This is a genomic window from Rhodopirellula europaea 6C (assembly GCF_000338295.1).
Lineage (GTDB): Bacteria > Planctomycetota > Planctomycetia > Pirellulales > Pirellulaceae > Rhodopirellula > Rhodopirellula europaea.
The window spans coordinates 55877-75840 of the sequence record NZ_ANMO01000117.1 but is presented as its reverse complement, the minus strand read 5'-3'; the positions used below and the strand labels follow the sequence as shown (position 1 = coordinate 75840).

Annotated in this window: 14 protein-coding genes; 7 read left to right on the top strand and 7 right to left on the bottom strand. The window is 54.7% G+C overall.

The window, feature by feature from the left end:
• The first annotated feature begins 46 nt into the window (after positions 1-46).
• The 5 genes from RE6C_RS12145 (at position 47) to RE6C_RS12125 (ending at position 6962) form a co-directional block, all read left to right on the top strand.
• Positions 47-1456 (top strand): 2-oxo acid dehydrogenase subunit E2, encoded by a 1410-nt coding sequence (locus tag RE6C_RS12145; protein WP_008656944.1) that lies wholly within the window; start codon positions 47-49, stop codon positions 1454-1456.
• A gap of 208 nt (positions 1457-1664) precedes the next feature.
• Complete coding sequence (locus tag RE6C_RS12140) at positions 1665-4031, top strand: hypothetical protein (protein WP_052034951.1); 2367 nt, start codon at positions 1665-1667, stop codon at positions 4029-4031.
• A 92-nt stretch (positions 4032-4123) separates the two neighbouring features.
• A complete protein-coding gene (locus tag RE6C_RS12135; protein ID WP_039961869.1) occupies positions 4124-4663 on the top strand; it encodes a DUF1697 domain-containing protein in 540 nt (179 codons plus the stop codon).
• Positions 4664-4713: 50 nt separating this feature from the next.
• Positions 4714-5724: a pectate lyase gene (pelA, locus tag RE6C_RS12130; RefSeq protein WP_008656940.1), complete on the top strand. Its 1011-nt coding sequence runs from the start codon at positions 4714-4716 to the stop codon at positions 5722-5724.
• 122 nt (positions 5725-5846) lie between these two features.
• Complete coding sequence (locus RE6C_RS12125) at positions 5847-6962, top strand: alpha/beta hydrolase fold domain-containing protein (protein ID WP_008656939.1); 1116 nt, start codon at positions 5847-5849, stop codon at positions 6960-6962.
• 15 nt (positions 6963-6977) lie between these two features.
• Here the strand turns inward: RE6C_RS12125 and RE6C_RS12120 are convergent, their stop codons facing one another.
• On the bottom strand, positions 6978-7772 hold the full coding sequence (locus tag RE6C_RS12120; protein WP_261340116.1) for a DUF1853 family protein: 795 nt from the start codon (positions 7770-7772) through the stop codon (positions 6978-6980).
• Between the two features lie 31 nt (positions 7773-7803).
• A complete protein-coding gene (locus tag RE6C_RS12115) occupies positions 7804-8346 on the bottom strand; it encodes a carboxymuconolactone decarboxylase family protein (RefSeq protein WP_039961878.1) in 543 nt (180 codons plus the stop codon).
• 441 nt (positions 8347-8787) lie between these two features.
• Here RE6C_RS12115 and RE6C_RS12110 point away from each other — a divergent pair, with 441 nt between their 5' ends.
• The gene (locus RE6C_RS12110) at positions 8788-11091 is read left to right on the top strand and encodes a glycoside hydrolase family 2 protein (protein WP_008656936.1); all 2304 of its coding nucleotides are present in this window, start codon (positions 8788-8790) and stop codon (positions 11089-11091) included.
• Between the two features lie 237 nt (positions 11092-11328).
• The gene (locus tag RE6C_RS12105; protein WP_039961877.1) at positions 11329-12810 is read left to right on the top strand and encodes a sulfatase-like hydrolase/transferase; all 1482 of its coding nucleotides are present in this window, start codon (positions 11329-11331) and stop codon (positions 12808-12810) included.
• A 167-nt stretch (positions 12811-12977) separates the two neighbouring features.
• Here the strand turns inward: RE6C_RS12105 and RE6C_RS12100 are convergent, their stop codons facing one another.
• From RE6C_RS12100 to RE6C_RS12070, 5 genes are all read right to left on the bottom strand, one after another.
• On the bottom strand, positions 12978-13184 hold the full coding sequence (locus tag RE6C_RS12100) for a hypothetical protein (RefSeq protein WP_008656932.1): 207 nt from the start codon (positions 13182-13184) through the stop codon (positions 12978-12980).
• Positions 13185-13313: 129 nt separating this feature from the next.
• Positions 13314-14555, bottom strand: a complete 1242-nt coding sequence (locus RE6C_RS12095; protein ID WP_008656931.1) for a DUF1559 domain-containing protein — start codon at positions 14553-14555, stop codon at positions 13314-13316.
• A 445-nt stretch (positions 14556-15000) separates the two neighbouring features.
• Positions 15001-16197 (bottom strand): DUF1559 domain-containing protein, encoded by a 1197-nt coding sequence (locus RE6C_RS12085; protein WP_008656930.1) that lies wholly within the window; start codon positions 16195-16197, stop codon positions 15001-15003.
• 212 nt (positions 16198-16409) lie between these two features.
• On the bottom strand, positions 16410-16598 hold the full coding sequence (locus tag RE6C_RS12075) for a hypothetical protein (RefSeq protein ID WP_008656929.1): 189 nt from the start codon (positions 16596-16598) through the stop codon (positions 16410-16412).
• Positions 16599-16720: 122 nt separating this feature from the next.
• The gene (locus RE6C_RS12070) at positions 16721-19681 is read right to left on the bottom strand and encodes an FG-GAP-like repeat-containing protein (RefSeq protein ID WP_008656928.1); all 2961 of its coding nucleotides are present in this window, start codon (positions 19679-19681) and stop codon (positions 16721-16723) included.
• Between the last annotated feature and the right edge of the window lie 283 nt (positions 19682-19964).

Sequence of the window (19964 nt, the reverse complement as noted above, 5' to 3'; positions counted from 1 at the left end):
CCGAGCGTCTCAACCTTCTCCAATCACACTCTGACATATCTTTCCCATGACTGAAGTCAAACTCCCCGAACTCGGCGACGGCATCGAATCTGGCGATGTCCTTGAAATTTTCGTTTCTGTCGGCGATGTGATCACCGCCGGTCAAGACATCGTGGAAATGGAAACGGACAAAGCAACCGTTCCCGTGCCGAGCGACGTGGGCGGCAAAGTCACCAAGATTTCGGTTGGCGAAGGTGACACGGTGCCAATCGGCGGCGTGTTGATCGAAGTGGAAGCTGCCGCCGGAGCTGAATCCGCTCCTGCACCGGCCGCTCCAGCGGAACCAGAAAAGAAGCCTGAACCCAAACCAGAACCTCAGGCGGAAGCACCTGCTCCAGAACCCGCCGCACCTCCTGCTGCAAAACCAGCCGCACCTGCGGCACCACCCGTTGCTCAACCTGTCGCAACACCAGCCGCCCAAACTCCCGCGGTCGCGGACGAACCCGATGCACCCGTCGACGGCGGTGGATCAATCCCAGCCGGTCCAGCGATCCGCCGCTTCGCTCGCGAAACGGGTGTGAACCTGGCTAGCGTCACCGGAACCGGCGCTGGTGGACGAATCACTCGCGACGATGTTTTGGCCGTCGTCCGATCGGCCAGCCAAAAGGCTGCCGCACCTGCTGCGAAACCAGCCCCATCGGCCGGCGCGGCTGCACCTCGAACCAACGCCGCATCGGGCGATCTTCCGGGAACTCCCGACACAGACGACTACGGCCCGATTCGCGTCGAACGCATGAGCAAGATCCGTAAAACGATCTCGGCTCAAATGCACCTGTCTTGGTCCACCGTTCCACGCGTGACCAACTTCGACGATGCCGACATCACAGATCTGGAACGCCTTCGCCAGAGCAGCAAAGACGACTACGCCGCTCAAGGTCTCAAGCTGACCACGATGCCTTTCTTGGTCAAAGCCGTCGCAACGGCTCTTCGTCATCACCCATCACTCAACGCGGTGATCGATTCCGAAAACCAGCAAGTCATCTACAAGGATTACGTCAACATCGGCATCGCGGTCGACACCGACAACGGCTTGGTCGTTCCCGTGATGCACAACGCTGACCAAATGGGCATTCCCGACACCGCTCGCAACATCGCCGAGATGGCTGGCAAAGTTCGCGGCGGTAAGTTCGGAGTCAACGACCTGCGTGGTGGATCGTTCACGATCAGCAACCTGGGCGCGATCGGCGGCCAATACAGCACACCGATCGTCAACGTTCCCGAAGTCGCCATCCTGTTGGTCGGCCGCTCGCGAAAGTTGCCCGTTGTCATGCCCGACGATTCGATCCAACCTCGCCTGATGATGCCGCTCAGTCTCTCGTACGACCACCGCTTGGTCGACGGCGGAACCGCAGCCCGCTTCCTCAACGATGTGATCGGATACCTGCAAGCCCCAAGCCGTCTGTTGCTAGCTCTCTGATTTCAAAGCCAGGCGATCTGCTCTGATCCATTGATCAAACTATGAAAAGGCCGAGTCATTCCGACTCGGTCTTTTTTTGTGCCATCAAAATTGAAGCGAATGGCAGCTCTGCGTTTGCTCCGCACTAAGTCCATACATTGGACAAAGGCATTCATCGTGACGATCATTGGTTGTTCCCCACACCCAAGTCACCGGTCACAGCACACAGATGAAACTGATTCACGCCGTTGTTCTCGTTTGTCTTTCTTTGTTCACAACGAGCCTGCAAGCTCAACCGTCGCCGGGCACCAATCAGTTGAGTGATGAAGGCATCGCTCGAAAAGCGGCGCATGCCTATCTTTTCAACGAGTTTACAAACGGCAAAGAGACGACCTATCGCGGCGAAGGTGACGACCGCGATCTTGTCGAACTGGTCCTTTCCAACGAAACGTTCCAGCTCAGTGGAGACGTTTCGATCGAATTGCCGCCCGGAAGCCAGCGGGTCGCATCGTTGTTCAAATACATCATCCTTCGCGGCGAAAACCTGAATCATCTCGGCGGCATTGACGTCGCTCCCTATTCAGGTGGCGGAACGGTGGAACGCAGCACGCAAGAACCCAAGCTGTATCGTTTCAAACTGCCCGCGATGCCCGTCCCCAGCGAAGACATGCCGCCAATTCGCATTCGCACTCGTTGCGCCGCAGGGAAGACGGCAACCGTCACGCAGATCGCTTTTCACTCACAAGGCAAACTGCCGGTGAAGTTCGACGACATCCCCTATCGAACCCTGGGGGCCGATCAACCTCGCGTTCCGGTCAGCGTGCGTGTTGACCTGCAACACGAACTTTCCATTGCCGGCCACGTCGACCTGGAACGCGAAAAGTTCTTTCGCTACTACGCCGCACCGGGCACATCCGACCCAAGTTTTGAACGTTGGGCTAGCGAACACAACTTTTCTCCGGGCCGCCAAATTTTCAAACTCGATCCCGCCTTGGTGGTCGGCTACGGTCCGGGCGAAAAACTGAAGGAAGATCCCAAAAATAAGGGAGCCGCTGACCTCACGTTCTTCGAGCGTCATGATTCATCCGCCCCCAAAACGATCCCTGCGTTTGAGGACGCTGATTATGCGATGTGTTTGAACGACTACCCAGAGTTCATGTCCGTCGAACACGTCGGGCGCGGCACACCCTTGATCGAACACTTTGGAGACGCGGCCGATCTTGCCGCGGCACACATTGCCGACCAAGAGGCAGACGGTGGACGGACCGCGAAATGGTGGGAAGTCAAAAACGAGTCCACCATCAAAGCCGAGTGGGACTACCACTATCAAAAAGACCATGATTCCTGGGCCTTGCTCGCCGAGTTCCACAACGATGTCGCCAAAGCGGTGCACGCGAAGACTCCGTCGGTCAATGTCGGCGGCCCGACCTCCGCGTGGATGCAATTGCATGTCAATCAATTTGGACTCTATCGCGACCAAGCTCGGTTCATGGATCTAACCCGTGATCATCTGGACTTCTACTCCCACCATTTCTACGAAGACAAGGGCTCGCTCGGAGCCTGGGAACGTCGCGACAAAGGTTACTCGGGGTACCTACTCGGTCGTCTCGAAGCCACGCTCGACATGTTGCGAGCTCACATGGAAGAAACGGACAATGTCAAACCAATCCTGATCACCGAGTGTGGTTCACTCCAAGCTGGCCGCGGCGCAGCGGACTATTGGCTGCGTCTGCGATCTTTCAGTGCCTTCTTGCACAAACTCATGAGCCGTCCGCATCAAATCGATTTGTCGGTCCCGTTTGTCTTCACGAACATGCATTGGAACCCGAACAGCGGCAACGTCGCCTTCGTTCCGACCGAAGGTGCTTCGGCGAGAGGCCCGCTGGCCGACTTTGAACCCACACCCGTCGCACACTTTTTCGAACTGTGGCGTGATTTCGATGGCAGACGACTTCCAGTTGAAACCAGCGGGCTGGCCCCCGTGGGATTGAACGCGACGGCTGTCTATCAAGGCAATCGCCTGCAACTCGCACTGACCAACATGACAAGTCGTCAACTCAGCGTTGACCTGTCCGACATCGCTGGCGACACACTGAACGCATCGTCCATTCAGCAGCGGCGACTACGATACAACGACGGCCAAGTCATCTACGAAGACGCGATCTCTCTGCCTCATTCGAAGGCGGTTCCAGTCGACGCGGAGGAAACAACCGTTGTGACGTTCTCGTTTGACAAAATGATCCAACCGGCCAAAAAACTTCATCGTGAATTTGCTTACGCTGCAGGTACGGCCGTGACCGCCGATCAATCGCGTGCGTTCCAAATCGAAATTGATGACGCATCAAAAATCGATTCGGCGAAACTGGTCATCGGGATTCATCGCAACAGCGGACTGGAAGAAGCCGTTGCCGGAACCTTCAATGGACAGTCTTTTGAGTCTCACCCTGAATGGGCCCACGAGTTTGATCAACTGATGGCTCCGCTAGAGATTTCTATCTCCAAAGACTGGCTGCAGAAAAACAACCAAATTGAAATCAAATCCCAGCCTGGCTTGACCATCACTTCGGTCCACCTGATCCACGACCGCTTTGAGTGAGGCTATCGACGGCGGACACTGCTGCTATCTTTGATTCGCACGAAACCTGCTTCATTGCGTCCTCACCAACGTTCCTTCCGCTGCGGAAATGCATGACAACCTGGATCGCCCTTTTTCGCGGCATCAACGTTGGCGGCAAGAACAAACTGCCGATGGCTGCATTGCGATCGACTTTGGAATCCATCGGATGCCAAACCGTTCGGACCTACATCCAAAGCGGCAATGTGGTGTTCACGTGCGAGTCCACCTCGAAGGCAAAGCTTGCCCAACGAATCGCCCGCGTGGTCGACGAAAGTTTTGGGTTCGTGCCTCAAGTGATGCTTCTGACGCCAGACGAATTTCGAGCCGCCGTCACGAACAATCCATTCCCCGATGCGGCTGCGTTCCCCAAAACGCTTCACTTCTTCTTTCTCTCAGGAACACCGGACGATCCAGATCTAGCGTCCATCGCCGATCTCGCTACCGAAACCGAACGCTTTGAATTGATTGGGGATGTGTTCTACCTTCACACTCCCGACGGTTTCGGAACGTCCAAATTGGCCAAAGGCGTCGAACGAAAGCTGGGTGTTGCCACGACCGCTCGCAACCACTCAACGATTGAAAAAATCGCGAGCCTTTTGGATTCGGAATAGTCCATAATGTCTGCCGGTTCAGACAAAGCGACTTTTCACAGAGACTTACCATGCAGCGGATATCCATCGCGATCCTGGCGGTGTTCGCCGTCAACGCTTCACTGCTCTTTGCCGCGACGCCGGCCGAGAAAGTTGCACGACAACCTGGCGAATGGTTCCGAGGTGCTGAAGGGCAACAAACGCTGCGTTGCATTCTGTCTTGGCAAACCGATCACGGCGATTGGCCGAAGAACATCGACACCACGAAAAAGCCGTTCCCTGCGGACCGAGACAAACCCAACGGCAGCTTCGACAATAGTGCCACCATCGGTGAGCTGCAGGCTTTGGCACGGGCTTTCCAAGCAACCAAACAAGACGAATACAAGTCAGCCTTCCTGAAGGGCTTCGACCATCTTTTGGCCGCCCAATATCCCAACGGTGGTTGGCCACAGTACTTCCCGCTCAGCAAGAACTACCACCGGCACATCACCTTCAACGATGGAACGATGATCAACATCATGCAGTTCCTGGACGAGGTAACTGAAGAACCCGCCTACGACTTGATCGGCGATGAACGTCTCCTCCGCACGCGAAAGGCGTTGGAACGCGGGATCCAGTGCATCTTGGAATGCCAAATTGTCGTTGATGGTGAGCGAACCGTTTGGTGTGCCCAGCATCATGCGGAAACACTCTCTCCGGTACTCGCCAGAAGCTACGAACATCCATCGCTCAGCGGTGCCGAAAGTGCAGGCATTCTTCTCTACCTTATGGATCTGCCGGAACCGTCACCGCGAGTGATCAAGGCGGTGGAATCCGGTGTGAAGTGGTTCGACTCGGCTAAGGTGAACGGTTACCGCTACCGAAAAGGGAAGGAACTACCATCGCTGATCGCGGATCAAGACGCCCCGCCAATCTGGGCTCGGTTCTATGAAATCGAAACCAACCGTCCGATGTTCAGCGATCGCGATGGGAAGATCGTTTATAACCTGGACCAAGTGGGCGAAGAACGAAGAAGCGGCTATACGTGGTACGGAACCTGGGGAACCAAGGTCGCGAAAGCTCACGCAAAATGGAAGAAGTAGCCCGACGCGATATTCATTCCATGAAGCTGGACTGTATCAAATCTCGGCACGCCTGATTCGATCGCAAGCAGGGGCTATCATGAATCACTCCCCTCCACCTGCCGTTCGAATCCGAGTTGAAGATGAACCATTCATTCCGACTTCCGGTCCTCTTTTTGCTGACCGTGACCGTCACTTGTTGCTGGACCACGGACGTTCTGGCACAGCGTGCACGTCCAACTATCAAGGATCGTTTGGAAAAGGATGATGCAAACGACGACGGGAAAGTCTCCAAGAATGAATTCAGTGGCCCTGACAAACTATTCGAGCGTCTCGACCGTGACGGCGACGGTCAAATCGACATTGAAGAAGTCGTCGGGAACATGCCCGTGAGACGCCCCGAAACCGTTCGAAACTCGCCACCTTCCTCCCCTCGAGGTGTCGAAGTCAAACGTGATGTGGTCTTTGGAAAGGGCGGCGGCCGAGACTTGAAGATGCACATTGTTTTGCCCAAGTCAAAACCGAGCGAACCATTGCCGGCCTACGTTTGGATTCACGGTGGTGGATGGCAAGGGGGATCCAAAGAAGGTGGTATCAACCAGGTTTCGAGAATCGTGACCGAGGGGTTTGTTGGGGCAACGATCGAATACCGCCTGACCGGTGAAGCTCCGTTCCCGGCACAAATCGAAGACTGCAAATGTGCGATTCGCTTTCTACGCGAACATGCCGACGAATACGGCATCGATCCCGATCGCATCGCCGTGGGCGGCAGTTCCGCGGGCGGCCACTTGGTCGCATTGCTGGGCACGTCGGCTGATGTCAAAGAACTCGAAGGATCGGGCGGTTGGGCTGAACAATCCAGTCGCGTCCAAGCGGTGGTTGATCTTTATGGGCCGACCGACTTTTCAAAGTTTGTTACCACCAAAGGATTCGAGTCCCACAACCGCGATGGTTCGCCTGAATCAAAACTGCTCGGCGGCGGTGAGGTCCTCGGGAACGACGAGGGAATTCGTCGCGTCAATCCAATCACCTACATCGACGAGAAGGATCCGCCCTTTCTAATCATCCACGGAACAGATGATCCAGTCGTTCCAGCCAACCAAAGCCAACTGATCCATGACGCTCTTGAGTCAGTCGGTGTCGAAACAACTCTCAAGCTGATTCGAGGCGCCAAGCACGGTGGCCGCGAATTTCACGATCCCGAAATTCGCGAGCTGATCACGACGTTCCTGAAGAAGCACCTTCAACCATCTGAATGAAAACGCTTTGTCAGCTCAGTTGTTGGGCCACTCATCGGGAACGATGAAAAACCGCTCGACAACTTCCGCAATGTTCGTGTTGGACATGGAGCGACGGGCCGCAAAGATGGGACGGTCAAACTGCGCGGCTTGCTGATCGACGGCGGAAAGAAACTGGTCGACATCCATCCATGGTGCTGACGCGATGTCGCTTGAATTCACTGACAACCAGTGAGGCTTTGTCAGTATCCGAAATTCACCACCTGGGTCAGCAACCTTCTGTAATTCGCGATGATGCACCCAACGTCCTTGGTCGTGATCGGCGGACATCCATCGTGGCAGCTCTGGAGCTTTGTCGGCGCCCGGCGGGTAGAACAGGCATCCTTTCACGATCGCTTCACGGACCTCGACATCATTTCGAATTCTGTTGCTCAACAACAACTGATGATCGTGCATTCGTTGAGTCTTCCGCTCGAATGTGTCGCGTGAGTTCGGGCCGACAAAGTGGCTTCCGCGATGTGGCCGCCCGGTCAGGTGCAGGTAAAACTTCACCGCGACTTCCCAGTGAGTTAGCCTGCCTCGCTCATCAACGAAAAGAAAATCAATCTCACCGAGCGTTCTGCCTTCCTCGCGAACAGGCAACGCGTGAGCGATGATTTGCAAGCCGCGAACGTGCTTGAGCCAATACAAAACCAATCGCTCAAAGTATGGCCCGACCTTGTTCGAAACGTGCTCATCCATGAAAGCACGTAGGTGCTGCTGATCAACCTGTGAACGTTTAAGCGTCGGACATTTCGCCGCTGGTGAAATGAGAGATGGGCTGTTCACCACCCAAAGCAAGTCTTCAATGTATTGATCCAACCTACTCGCCCACAGTGTTGTTTGGCATGTGACAACTCTGCATCTTCATCAACGCACGTTTCAAACCGGGATAGATGCGGACGCCGACGATGGCAATCGCGAGCTCGCCAAATGCGGCTCTTCCGAAGTGCCGTTCAATCCTGAGAGCCACCTCTTCGTCAATCGCTCCGACTCCCAAGCAATTCAGTGTGTGCTCCCGCACGTCCTTGAGTTCAGCCGGCAAGCGTTCAGGCGAACCGACCATTTGCTCGATGAGCAGCTCGGAGACACCAGCTTCTTTCGCCATTTTCACGTTCAAATCCAAGCATCCACTGCAGTCTTCTTCCTGCATCACGGTGATCGCCGCGGTGAAGTAGGCCTCGGCGGTCAATTGCTCGTAGTGCATCGTCATCGGGCGTGCGGCGGCGAAACGTCGGAACGATTCGGGCGACCGAGCGAACAAATCCTTCATGTAGTCCGCGTTGTATCCATAGGCGGACTCGAACGCTTCGATCTCCGCGACAATCTGAGATTCGTCGTCGGTGGCTGTATTTTCCTTTGGCATCCCATGTTTCTCCCAGAAGCATTTGGTCATCGAAAGCGACGCGTCGTCGGCATCTTCGCCTTGGACAGCAAACATGACCATCGGTCTGGGACGCCTGCCCGTGCATTTCCGAGCTTGTTTGCCCCGTGAAGATGCACATTCTCGATCGTGTCATCGCCGGAGTCTCGGTGCTAGGGCCGCGGCCCGGACCTAATCGCGACGCAACCCTTTACTACGACCCCTTGTCACGCTAGCTTGACTATTGGCTTTTGAATGACCTCAGGATCCGAAGACTAGAAACGCCGCTGCAAACGCACGAGAACACGTCCTGATTAGGAAAAGGCACGCGACTCCCCTGCCCCGCAACTTATTGCCAGCCAGTCCTCACGCAGGAGCTCTCAGTTTCTGCGTCAACCGGTGGCTGTCGAATTCACCGTATCCCCGACCTAAAGAGATCCCCCCATGACGAATGATGGTTCTAAGTTCATATCGAAGTATCTGATGCTGTTGAGTGGGCTGCTGCTCTCGCTTTTTGGTTCCGTCGCCAATGCGCAAGAAATCAACGACAAGTGGAAGTTTCAACTAAACGATCCCGGCGAGCGCTGGCAGCAACCCGATTTCAGCGATTCAGAATGGTCGGATGCGGATGGAGGCTTTGGCACGCATGGCACCCCCGCCGCCCGAATTGGACAAGTTTGGGACACCGACTCGATCTGGCTGCGGAAGTCCTTTGACCTCAAATCGGTTCCCTCGAAACCTGCACTCTTGGTGCATCACGACGAAGACGCCGAAGTCTATTTGAATGGGAAATTGGTCGCCAAACTGAGCGGCTACAGCACTCAATACCACACGGTTCCGCTCGAACCCACGCAAGCGTCAGCGATTCACGTCGGCAAAAACCTGATGGCGGTGCACTGTGTGCAAAAAACTGGCGGACAGTTCATCGATGTTCACGTGGTCGATTCACAGAACGTTCCAACACTTCCCAAGCCGGAACTCAGCACCAAGCCATTTCAATCTGAACTGATCACAAAGTGGGGAGCCGAAGTCACCGCGGAAAACGCATGGACCGAATACCCACGACCTCAGCTGCAACGATCCAATTGGACCAACCTGAACGGCAATTGGGCCTACGCGATCACTTCCAACCAATCAGAGATGCCGGCCGAATGGGCAGGCGAAATTTTGGTTCCTTTTCCGCTTGAATCGAAACTTGGCGGCGTCCAACGCTTGCTCGATTCCGAGGAGTCGCTGTGGTATCGACGCAGCTTTGAGGGGACTCCGACCGAGGGCAAACGAACCCTTCTGAACTTCGAAGCGGTCGACTACCAGTGTGAAGCCTTCGTCAATGGAAAGCCCGTTGGATCGCACACGGGAGGCAACACGCCATTCACGTTTGATATCACTGACGCTTTGAAAGCGGGGCGAAACGAACTGATCGTCCGCGTCGAAGATGCGACGGAAGAGTGGCAATTGCGTGGAAAGCAAACCTTGAACGCCCGCGGGATTTGGTACACGCAAGTCTCAGGAATCTGGCAAACCGTTTGGATCGAAGAAGTTGCTTCGCAGCACATCAGCGATCTAAAAATAATGACGGATGCAAAAGCCGGTTCCATCACAATCGCCGTCGATCGAGAAGGCAGTGCGCCGGTTGAAATCAAAGTCAAAGATGACGGCAAAGTGGTTGCATCGGCAACGATTGAGTCAGAATCGGCGACGCTGGCGATTCCCAACGCAAAGCTTTGGTCACCGGACACGCCGCACCTCTACACGATCGAGGCAACCATGCTCGACAGCGAAGGTGCAGTGCTGGATCAGATTCAATCCTACGCAGGAATTCGCGACGTCGGGAAAGTGAAAGATACCAATGGGAACTGGCGTTTCACCCTGAACGGCGAAGTCATCTTCCACTGGGGACCTCTCGATCAAGGATGGTGGCCGGACGGGTTGCTCACTCCGCCATCCGATGAAGCCATGTTGTTCGACATCGAATGGCTGAAGTCATCCGGTTTCAACATGATTCGCAAACACATCAAGGTTGAACCACGCCGCTACTACTACCACTGCGATCGGTTGGGCATGATGGTTTGGCAGGACCAAGTCAGTGGCGGTTCAGGTGAAGGTGCTTGGCCCAAATGGACGCGTCTTGATCCCAACCCAATCGACGCGAGTTGGCCGGCCGAGCCTCACGCCCAATTCATGCGTGAATTGGAGTGGATGATCGATTCGCTAGAGAACCATCCGTCGATCGTCTGTTGGGTCCCTTTCAACGAAGCTTGGGGACAGCACCTGACGATGGAAGTCGGAAAATGGACGGTTGAACGTGACCCTTCGCGTTTGGTCAACATCGCCAGCGGCGGCAACTTTTGGCCGGTTGGTGACATCGTCGACGAGCACCGGTACCCGCACCCTGGGTTCCCGTTCAAGCTGAACACGAACGGCCGGTTCGATGACTTCATCAAGGTGATTGGTGAATTTGGAGGTCACGGGTATCCCGTCAAAGGACACCTTTGGGACACCAATCGACGCAATTGGGGTTATGGCGGATTGCCTGAAACCAAAGCCGAATACAAAGATCGATACACGACGTCGATTGAAAAGCTGAAGGAGCTTCAGCAACAAGGGATTGCTGCAGGCGTTTACACTCAAACGACCGATGTCGAAGGCGAAATCAACGGCTTAATGACATACGATCGAAAGGTGATCAAAATCCCCGCGGATGAACTGGCTGAACTTCACGAGCCGTTGCTCGAACCTGTCGACTGATTGATTGACCTCGCGTTGATCAATCACCGTGATGCAAATTCGCCAAACGCTCGGATCGCTCTTGATCCGGGCGTTTTCCTTTTAACCAGAATGTCTTCACTGATGTCGGGAAAAGTTGCGTCTCGGCCACGACACAGCAACAATCGCATTCCGAACACCATTGCAAATTGGCGAAACCAAAACGAATCCCCTCGTTTTGGCGACGCTCCCACCAATCCCCACCAAGGAATCTTGTCCATGATAGGGCCCCATCTTTCATTCCAACATTTCAAGCCGACCACACTGCGGTCGTCCTGTTGCTTGTTGGTTTTCACGCTAATCGCACTGTGCCCGCCACTCGTTGCCACTGCGGCGGAACAACAGCGTCCGAACGTGGTGCTCGTGTTCATTGACGACATGGGATGGGAAGACTTTTCGTGTTTCGGCAACCACGATGCTCAGACACCTCGCATCGACCGAATGGCCCGCGAAGGAGTGAGGTACGAGCAGTTTTATGTGAACTCGCCGATCTGTTCACCTTCGAGAACCGCGATTTCAACTGGTCAATATCCGCAACGCTGGCGCATCGGTTCGTTTCTGAACAATCGCGATCACAACAACGAGCGTGGCATCGCTCAATGGCTCGATCCAGCAGCCCCGATGCTCGCGAGATCGCTACAGCAATCTGGCTACGCGACCGGGCACTTCGGAAAGTGGCACATGGGCGGCCAGCGAAATGTCGACGACGCGCCGTACATCACCGAGTACGGCTTCGACGAGTCGCTGACGAACTTTGAGGGCATGGGGCCGAAACTCTTGCCACTCACGCTGAAACCTGGTGACGACGAACCCGGCCGAATATGGGCAGACGCCGAAAGACTGGGTGAGGGCTATCGCTGGATGTTGCGATCGAAGATCACCGGCGGGTTCGTCGATGCTGCCATCCCATTCATCGATGAAGCTCAAAAGAACAACCAACCCTTCTACGTCAATCTTTGGCCGGATGACGTGCACTCACCGTTTTGGCCGCCCGTGGATGAGTGGGCTGACGGAAAACGCGGTTTGTACCTGTCGGTTCTGGAAGAAATGGATCGTCAACTGGGCAAGTTGTTTGATCGAATCCAAAACGACGAAGACTTGCGAAACAACACGCTTGTTTTGATCTGTTCGGACAACGGTCCGGAGCAAGGTGCCGGATCGGCGGGACCATTTCGCGGCCACAAAACGCATCTGTACGAAGGTGGCATTCGCTCTTCGCTGATTGCCTGGGGCCCCGGTATCGTGACGCGAACCAATACGGTCGACACGACATCAGTCTTTTCAGCGATTGATTTGGTTCCAACGCTTTTGGATATCACCGGAACCAAGCACCCGCAGGACACAACGTTCGATGGCGAATCGCTCGCATCCGTGTTCACAGGCGACGGCCAATCGCGAACCGCACCAATCTTCTTTCGACGACCACCAGACCGTGACTCGTACTACGGCGTGGACGACCTGCCGGATTTGGCAATGCGTCAGGGCAAATGGAAGCTCTTGTGCGAATACGATGGATCCTCCGCGGAACTTTATGATCTCGAATCCGACCGAGGCGAAACGCACAATGTTGCGGCCGAACACCCCGACTTGGTCGCTGAGATGACAAAGAACCTTGTTGCTTGGCACAATGCAATGCCGAGCGACAACGGAGTGACCTATCGAGCAAAACCGCGAAAGCAAAGAAAGTCTTTGAAGAAGTAGCATTCGTCGGCTTGAGAAGAACGGCTGCGTCGATTTTGTGACCGAAACGCACTCACTATGTTTGCATGCCTCGGAGGATCGTTCGGCATCAGCGATTCAAAGAAACGAGAACAGCCGCTTTCGATACTCGAAAACGGCTGTTCTTAAACTTCACCTTAGCTGCGAGATCAACGATAGTTGTCTTCGTAGTCCGTCGTTTGCTGGTTGGCTTGTTCTTCGTACGCTTGCAACTCCTCTTCGGTCATCGGCCCCTCTTCGTTTTCGATCACGGTGTTACCGCCGGGCCCGCATCCTGCAAAGAATGCTGGCGACCAACCGGCGATCAAAAGAAAGATTGAACTGCGAATCCAAACTGTTTTATGTTTCTTGTTCATTCGTCACTTTATCGTTAGAGAAAATCGTTTGTAAAAGGCGGAAAAAGAACTCATTCTCGGAGAGCTCGCTGACCTCACTGCTATTTACTCCGCACACTCCAAGACGAGCAAAGTCAGCACGGGTAAAACCTAGAAATCATATTCGTATGTTTCTTTACCGTTCCGAGTTCCCATGGCACCCCAGACCCCGTATGGCGACTCTGAACCAGGGCTGTTCTCTTTCCAAATCACTTCCGCATGTGAATTGCCGGCATCGATGCTGTCAGTAATGAACTTGACTGCTCCGTCACCCAGGACGACGTGAACGCCACCTTGGTGCTGGCTACTAGGCGGAGCAACCGCCCAAGCCGAATCCGAGCGGTTGGGCATTACCATTTCACGGTTGGGCGGAAGAATGGTGTTGAATGCCGCATACACAGTCGCTGCATCAGCCCACCGGAAACCGCGTCCGTATCCGGAGTTCAAATTCCGAACAATCGAATCGGTGGAGTCCAACCAAAATTGCGGTCTCGCCGGATCTTTGGCATTGGTTGTATCAGCCCAACCTGGATCTTCACCGAGGGGACGGAAACCTGGTCCAGTTGCAGCATCGGTCTTAATGGCTCGAGGGTTCACGTGAGTCGCCATTTCACCCAACATGATTGTGTTGCTCAGACCATCCGTCACGTCTCGGAAACGCATTGCTGGACGTGAACGTCCTTGGCCGAGACCTCGAATTCCGTTGACGCTTTGCCGGAACACGAAGAATCCACGCAACGACTGATTGACCTGATCCGCTCGTCCAGCATCCTCATAGAAGTAGCCATTGGATGCGTTCAACGGGCCGGCATCTGCGTAGTGGAGACCATCGCCGTAACAGCAGGCATAGTTCGCACGTCCCATCGCCGGCGACCCAACACCTGGATCGCTCGGACAACGGAACGTCCCGATGTCAGTCATCCACGGTGTGTAGTTCCGATCCCACGCTCGCGGCCCCATCGCGGGGTAATTGATCGTTCCGTCGCCATCGGAGTCCATCGGGTTGCTGATCTGTTCCCACAAAGCTTGCTGCTCCACGTAGGGCAAAATCGGGATCAACCAACTGATACGCCGACCATTGCCTGCGTTCCCGTTTTGTGTCGCCGTACTACCCGCCGAGTTGTCGGTCCCACCCCCGTTTACCGGAAGTGAGTTGAACGCACTGTGGTAGTTGTGGATTGCGAGCCCCATCTGCTTCATGTTGTTGCCGCAACTCATTCGACGGGCCGCCTCACGGGCCGCTTGGACGGCGGGGAGCAACAGCCCCACTAGAACTCCGATGATGGCGATCACCACCAACAATTCGACCAGCGTGAACGCTGGTCGACCGATCCTCGTTTCCGACTTGATCATTGATCAATCCTTTCCGGTCTTAGAGAAAAATAACGCCATGCAGTTCGAAGACCGTAACGCTCACAGGACTGATTACGATGCTCATTTCGAACCTGCCTGTCGTTGAATTTCGGCTATACGCACACCGGTGTCAAGCGACAACGGATCTCAGCCCCCCCTTAAGCACAAAATCCTTCCCCGAAATCTGAAAAACAGGGGAATCTTCTCTGTTCGGCTCGCCTTCACTGACCGTCATTATCCGTTCGATTTTCCAACAATCCGCTGAAGCTTCTGCGCAGACGACGCAGAAGCTTATCTGCGTGAAATCAATTGCGTCACGCTCCGAAGGCTCGCACCTGCTTCGCGAGCGCATGAAAAACCGCATGCTGCTGAAGCAACATGCGGTCAAGGTTTGGAAGCAGGCTGAGTGGCTCAGATCACTGAGTTCATTAGAACTCGATGTTGATCAGAACTCGGTGCTGATCACTTCTTTCATGCCCTTGGTGCCCAGGGCACCCCACAGCCCATACGGGCTTTCACGCCCCGCACCGCCGTTCGCCCCACGCCCGTCACCATTGTCGCGGCCGTAGGCAACGTGGTCTTGGTTCCCGGCGTCAATGGACGATGTGACAAATCTCACTGCCCCGTCACCCATCAGAATGTGTACACCACCCTGGTGACGACTCGCCGCGGAATAAATCCCGAAGTTTCCCTCGCCGCGACAGACGTTGTAGCTGTTCGGAGGCCCGATTGTCACGAACGAAGTGTAGGTCGGACGACCGTCTGCCCAGCGTCGGCCTCGTTGGTGATTGGCGTTGCCATCCCAGTTTGCGGTATCTGACCAGAACTGTGGCCGGGCTGGATCGATGACACCTGAAGTCGCCCAATGACTTGGCGGTAAATTGGCCACGTTCCCATCGCGGTGGATGGAGCTGAAGATCTCTCGGTTACCGTTCCCGACAACGATCTCGCCACACATAATGGTGTTTGACAAACCGTCTAAGATATCGCGGAATCCGGTGAAGTTACGACCGTGAAACGTTCCGCGCGCCCAACGATTACCGGCGGTCGCCCCCCAAGTACCGTCGCCACTCGGCTGACCGTTACCGTCTTGAATGCCGTTGTGATGCTGCTCGAAGAACGCGTCGCCAGTACAGGCTGCATAGTTCGAAAACGCGACCTGCGTCCCAGCAGGAACGACTGGATCGCTCGGGCATCGATACATCGGTACCTGCGTTAACCAAGGTTGGTAATCCTCATTCCAAGGCGTCCCTCCCATCGCCGCGTATGTGTTTGGCGGAGTCAACGCATTGCCATTCCGGTCAAAGTTGAACGGGTTGGAAATGGTTTCCCACATCGCCTGTTGCTCAACAAACGGCAAAATGCCGACCAAGAACGATAGGTAACCGCGATTGTGGGTGTAGTTATTGCCGCCTTCGACGTGCGTACCACCCTTGTGCTTCGGTAGCTTGTTGTATGCCGAATGGTAGTTGTGCAGTCCAAGTCCCATTTGTTTGAAGTTGTTACTACAACTCATACGCCGGGCGGCCTCACGTGCGGCTTGTACAGCCGGCAACAAAAGGCCAACGAGAACTCCGATGATCGCGATGACGACCAGGAGTTCGACAAGGGTGAAACCCTGTCGAGATTGATTGCTTTTCATAAATCGAGAATCCTAGAATAGAAATTAAATCAGATGGCGTTCCAATACCTAGCTTTTCGAACGCCTGCAAAAACCCAGGAAAGAGGCGACACCGCGTCACCTTCACATCAGAAAGAAGAACTGAACGGACTGAACACGGTCCTCAGAAACTGGCCTTTCCAAAATGACGCTATCGCCCGAGGACTCGGCGAAAGTCATCAACCAAGCCAGAACTAGTTGCCGTACTGTTCCTTGAACTCTTTTTCCATCTGCGCGTCGTAGTCATCCTGCGCTTGCTTCTCTTCTTCCGTCATGGCAGGAACTTCAGATGGGTCATATTCAGCTTCTCCGCTTGATCCGCATCCGAGAACCGAGATGCATCCAAGAGACAGGAACAGACAGAACACAAAACTTCGATACATGTTGCTAGGCCTAGTAGAGGGGACAGCCGACCGCTCAAGGAGATTGAGAGATCACAATCCCCTCAAAATGGATTGGGGTTGGAAGCGGTCATTAATTGATCGGTAAGGCAATCTCACCGACGCTACTTAGCATAGCGGGTGGCGTTGATTACGCCAGAGGTTTCTAAGATTTGATACCGTTTGTTGGGTTGCAAAGATTCAATGGATTCTTTCAGACCTGAAGGCCAGGAAATATTTAGGGTGACTTCCCCTTTGATTTCACCCAAACCGATATGCAACAACCCCTGACTGGTACTCATGTAACCCCCGCCCGAAAGGACGAAATCGGTCAACTGCAGAGATTCGTTTTCGGCCTCGCATGACACCTGGACCACGGCACCGACAGCCGCCCTTTCGCTGGTTTTCCCGATGAATTCAAGCTGTATTGAGTCCTTTGATGGAGTGTCATTCATTAGTAAAGCAGCCGGTTGATCGAGGTGATTCGCGAGTAGATCGACTCTTCCGTCGGTGTTGTAATCCAACGTCGCGAGCGTCCGACCAATCTGTTCGCTCTCAAAGTAGAAGCCACCCGTTTGGGGTTGCTCTGATACAAAACCTCGAGCTCCTCCTCGAAACAGTTGCGGAAGCATCCTGAACGGGACACTTTGAGAAATATTGTTAAACAGGTGTCCATTCAACACGGCCAGGTCCAACCAGCCGTCGTTGTCGAAGTCAGCGGCTTGGGTTCCGAAGCCAGTCGTGGATCTTGAGGGCGTATCCAAACCAAACGCCAGCGCCTCGTCAGCGAAGAAACCACCGGCCGTCTGCATAAACAAATTGACGGACTCTTGGTAGAAATTCGTCACGTGAAGGTCCAAACGGCCGTCTCGATTGAAGTCGCCGGCGGCAATGCCCATGCATGCCTCTCCAATTCCACTTCGTCCGACGGCGCATCCAGCAAGTCCGGCACTTTCATTCATCGTGGTAATGCTTGGAGTCCGCGTATCCGAACTGCTCCCTCCGGTAACGGCACTGGCGGGGGCTTCAGAACATTGTGAAACCCAAAAATGGTTCAGGTCGCCGTCATTGGAAACAAAGAAATCGTTCCCACAGCGATCGTCAAAATTTCCAATGATGACACCGAACCCAAGCTTCGGGCGTTCGGCCATGGCGTCACAAACGGATTGCCACGGGCTTAAACTCCCGTCCGGCTGCATTTCATAGACATAGTCCTGACAAACGCGATAGCTTTGCGGCTGACAATTGTCGAACGGAGGCGAGCACATGACTTCGAAAGCCAACGGATCGTCGATGTAATTGATTTCCACCAAATCGGGCAGTGCATCGCCGTTCAGGTCGGCGAGGCCCAAGCTGGATGTCCAGCGTTCCTCGCTTCCGTTGATCAGCTGGGGATCGATTTGGAAGGTGCCATCGCCTTGATTGATATAGACGCCGTTTCGACCAATGTTCGCGACGAGAATGTCAGGAAAACCATCCTGGTTGACGTCGCCGACACAGATACCTTGGCTGAACCCGCGATCGTCGGCACGGCAGAGCTCAGTCACCTCTGAAAATTGACCGCTTGGTAGTTGGCGGTAAAGCTGGTTTTGTAGGGAGTTCAGCTTGTTCGGGTCACCTCCCGCACGAGCGAAATAGGTGTCACAACGACCATCCAGGTCGTAATCCAAGGCGGCGAGCCCGACGCCGTTGGCTTGATGAAGATAGAACTCTTTGCCATCCGCTGGATATCCCGTCGTGAACTCAGTGTCGATCCCCAGCTCTGCAGCAACGTCCTGAAACACGAGCGGAGGCCGCGACGAATCATCGGTTGCACCATCCATCGCGATTGATTCGTTCAACGCCGGCATTTCGAACGGGTTTGGCGTAAAGCCCATCGAACGCTTCAGTCGGGCTTGTTGGGTCTGAAATTCCGTCGCTTGATTTTCCCACGCCAACAGCGATTCGCGGCGCTGATCGAGCTCCGGCACGACGGACGGGACTCGGTTGGTGAGTTGAGCTACCCTCATCGTCCAAGCCGACGACTCCCAAGGTCGAAACCAACTTTGCATGCGTTCAGCAATCCAAGCCGCTTGTTTGGCGTCAGCATCTCTCGCCAAACGAAAGACTTTGTCGAGATCCCCAATCCACTGACGCAGTCGCGGAAGCTCCTTGCTCCAGCGGGAGCTCTCCGGCAGATGTTTCTCCGTCGTGGAGACAATCAAACGAAGTGCCGCTCGATTGGTTGGATCGCGCCGAAGCGTCTCGGTCCATGCATTGACGGCTTCCTCATGCAATCCGCCGTGATCCAGCCACAACCCAATCGCGATCCAAAATTCCGGCTCGTCTCGCAAAGTCATTGGCCGATTCACTCCAGCGATGCCGTCATCACTCGCAGTGACCGGTCCAACCTTTTTCACGTCCTCAGGCAGTTCCGAAATCCACTCTTGCAATTCACTCCACCTCGCGTTTTCGGCCAAAACACGACCGGTAAGCGCCACCACGGTTGAGTGATCGGGGTGTTGGCGACGAACTTTCATCAGCATGGATAGAACCTCGTCCACGTCAGCACGGGGCGAAAAATAGACCCGCCGAGCTTCCCCCAAACCGAACAAGGTATCTGGTTCCATGCCCGGCATCTGACCGTAGTTCACCAGCCCAAAAGGTCCGCTCAGATCAATCAGACTAAGCAACTCGTAGTGCTGGATCACTCGCAAGCGAATCAGGTGTCGGACGTGATAACTAGCCTCGATGCGTCGCCCTTGAGCACTCAGCATTTGAGCCATCAATCGACGTGCAGTGATGTCATCCGGATTCTGCTCGATTGCACTCTTCAACAGGGATTCGGCTTCGGCAAACTTTGCAGTCCGAAGCAACTCGTCAAACTCTTTGGCCGTGTCGACTCGAGGAGGCTCCGCAACTGGCTCGGGTGCGGTTTGGGGAGCCGGTTCGTTCGTCGAAGCAGCAATCGGCGACTGACTGGTTGGCGAATCTTTTTCCTTCCCCGAACCACCACATCCGCCCACGAAGGACAATGCGATTCCCAAGACAACGATAAGTGATTGACGCGAGAACGTGCTGTCGAATCGAACCAAGGTAAACTTCATCAGTTTGTGTCGTGCAAAAGGAATGTCGAGGTGGCGTGTCAGCGGCGGCCAATCCGCTATCTTAAGAAGTATCGCAGCTCAAACGCAGTGCCGATTGCAAATCGCGTCCTGCAAAGCGGCCTCATCCCCGCGTTGCAACATCGCGTTTCAGCATCGTGGCAATTGGTGAAAGTCGAGGCGTCGTTTCTCTGCCTGAGCCTCGTTTCCGCCCGCCCCATTCAACTCGGTATCTCTGAGTCCAAAGTGAGTCGAACCTATCTTGTCCTCAACCTTTTTGGCAACT

Excerpts from the sequence above, each read along its gene's own strand:
- RE6C_RS12140 (WP_052034951.1), top strand. The coding sequence starts at position 1,665 with ATGAAACTGATTCACGCCGTTGTTCTCGTTTGTCTTTCTTTGTTCACA.
- RE6C_RS12145 (WP_008656944.1), top strand. The coding sequence starts at position 47 with ATGACTGAAGTCAAACTCCCCGAACTCGGCGACGGCATCGAATCTGGC.
- RE6C_RS12135 (WP_039961869.1), top strand. The coding sequence starts at position 4,124 with ATGACAACCTGGATCGCCCTTTTTCGCGGCATCAACGTTGGCGGCAAG.
- pelA (WP_008656940.1), top strand. The coding sequence starts at position 4,714 with ATGCAGCGGATATCCATCGCGATCCTGGCGGTGTTCGCCGTCAACGCT.
- RE6C_RS12075 (WP_008656929.1), bottom strand. The coding sequence starts at position 16,598 with ATGTATCGAAGTTTTGTGTTCTGTCTGTTCCTGTCTCTTGGATGCATC.
- RE6C_RS12100 (WP_008656932.1), bottom strand. The coding sequence starts at position 13,184 with ATGAACAAGAAACATAAAACAGTTTGGATTCGCAGTTCAATCTTTCTT.
- RE6C_RS12115 (WP_039961878.1), bottom strand. The coding sequence starts at position 8,346 with ATGCCAAAGGAAAATACAGCCACCGACGACGAATCTCAGATTGTCGCG.
- RE6C_RS12085 (WP_008656930.1), bottom strand. The coding sequence starts at position 16,197 with ATGAAAAGCAATCAATCTCGACAGGGTTTCACCCTTGTCGAACTCCTG.
- RE6C_RS12105 (WP_039961877.1), top strand. The coding sequence starts at position 11,329 with ATGATAGGGCCCCATCTTTCATTCCAACATTTCAAGCCGACCACACTG.
- RE6C_RS12070 (WP_008656928.1), bottom strand. The coding sequence starts at position 19,681 with ATGAAGTTTACCTTGGTTCGATTCGACAGCACGTTCTCGCGTCAATCA.
- RE6C_RS12095 (WP_008656931.1), bottom strand. The coding sequence starts at position 14,555 with ATGATCAAGTCGGAAACGAGGATCGGTCGACCAGCGTTCACGCTGGTC.
- RE6C_RS12125 (WP_008656939.1), top strand. The coding sequence starts at position 5,847 with ATGAACCATTCATTCCGACTTCCGGTCCTCTTTTTGCTGACCGTGACC.
- RE6C_RS12110 (WP_008656936.1), top strand. The coding sequence starts at position 8,788 with ATGACGAATGATGGTTCTAAGTTCATATCGAAGTATCTGATGCTGTTG.